General features: G+C 47.8%; 1 protein-coding gene. It reads right to left on the bottom strand.

Features of this window, described 5'->3' with window-relative positions:
• Nucleotides 1-2048: VCBS domain-containing protein (locus KO502_RS02100; RefSeq protein WP_216020909.1), on the bottom strand; the 2048-nt coding region annotated here is incomplete at both ends.

A 2048-nucleotide genomic window follows, 5' to 3' on the forward strand; every position in this document is an offset into this window, starting at 1 on the left:
CATCTGTCACTGATAAACTGCCGGTGACTTGTGCTGCACTGTCTTCTGTTGCGGCACCTGTTGAGGTACCGGTAATCGTTGCAACGCCATTAACACCTGTGATAGTTACCGTCACTAGTTGGGTATCGGTTGTGTCGCTTGAGCTCACCATAAAGCTATCAGTAACCACTTGTCCTGCGGTTAACGCTTCACTTGCTGCGCCTAAGGTATATGACCAAGCCCCCGTTGCATCAATAGTGAATACCCCGTAAGTACCGGCGGCATTGGTCTGTGTCGTGAAAGTTGCTTCACCGGCATCTTCATCGGTAACGTTTAAGTCACCGGTAATGGCGACAGTTACATCCTCGTTAATGCTGCCAGTTGAAGTCCCTGTGATAGTTGCAATACCGTTAACGCCAGTAATAGTTACCGTAACGAGTTGTGTTCCTGTTGAATCAGCAGAGGTTGCAGTGAAACTATCTGTTAGCGTAGCGCCATCAGGTAACGCTTGTACTGCGGTGTTGGTATTATCTAAATCATAGGTCCAGTTACCGTTAGTGGCTAAGGTAAACCCACCGTAAGTACCATCGGTATCGGCTTGTGCGATAAATAGCGCTTCGCCAGTATCTTCATCTGTCACTGATAAACTACCAGTGACTTGTGCTGCACTGTCTTCTGTTGCGGCACCTGTTGAGGTACCAGTAATAGTTGCGACACCATTAACACCAGTGATAGTTACCGTAACGAGTTGTGTTCCTGTTGAGTCAGCAGAGGTTGCAGTGAAACTATCAGTTAGGGTAGCGCCATCAGGTAACGCTTGTACTGCGGTGTTGGTATTATCTAAATCATAGGTCCAGTTACCGTTAGTGGCTAAGGTAAACCCACCGTAAGTGCCATCGGTATCGGCTTGTGCGATAAATAGCGCTTCGCCAGTATCTTCATCTGTCACTGATAAACTACCGGTGACTTGTGCTGCACTGTCTTCTGTTGCGGCACCTGTTGAGGTACCGGTAATCGTTGCGACGCCATTAACACCTGTGATAGTTACCGTCACTAGTTGGGTATCGGTTGTGTCGCTTGAGCTCACCATAAAGCTATCAGTAACCACTTGTCCTGCGGTTAACGCTTCACTTGCTGCGCCTAGGGTATATGACCAAGCACCCGTTGCATCAATAGTGAATACCCCGTAAGTACCGGCGGCATTGGTTTGAGTCGTGAAAGTTGCTTCACCGGCATCTTCATCGGTAACGTTTAAGTCACCGGTAATGGCGACCGTTACATCTTCGTTAATGCTGCCAGTTGAAGTCCCTGTGATAGTTGCAATACCGTTAACGCCTGTGATGGTGATAACGACTTGCTGCGTTGTGCCATCTGCAGAGGCGGCAGCAAAACTGTCAGTAACTACTTGCCCTGCGGTTAAGGCTTCACTTGCTGCGCCTAAGGTATATGACCAAGCACCCGTTGTATCAATACTGAATAAACCGTATGTGCCTGCAGTATTGGTTTGAGTAGTGAACGTTGCTTCACCTGTATCTTCATCGGTAACGTTTAAGGTACCCGTAATGGCGGTAGTAACATCTTCGTTAATACTGCCTGTTGAAGTACCGGTAATGATTGCGACACCATTAACACCAGTGATAGTTACCGTAACGAGTTGTGTTCCTGTTGAATCAGCAGAGGTTGCAGTGAAACTATCAGTTAGCGTAGCGCCATCAGGTAACGCTTGTACTGCGGTGTTGGTATTATCTAAATCATAGGTCCAGTTACCGTTAGTGGCTAAGGTAAACCCACCGTAAGTACCATCGGTATCGGCTTGTGCGATAAATAGCGCTTCGCCAGTATCTTCATCTGTCACTGATAAACTACCAGTGACTTGTGCTGCACTGTCTTCTGTTGCGGCACCTGTTGAGGTACCAGTAATAGTTGCGACACCATTAACACCTGTGATAGTTACCGTCACTAGTTGGGTATCGGTTGTGTCGCTTGAGCTCACCATAAAGCTATCAGTAACCACTTGTCCTGCGGTTAACGCTTCACTTGCTGCGCCTAGGGTATATGACCAAGCACCC

Origin of the sequence: Colwellia sp. E2M01 (genome assembly GCF_018860585.1) — a bacterium.
Classification (GTDB): domain Bacteria; phylum Pseudomonadota; class Gammaproteobacteria; order Enterobacterales; family Alteromonadaceae; genus Colwellia.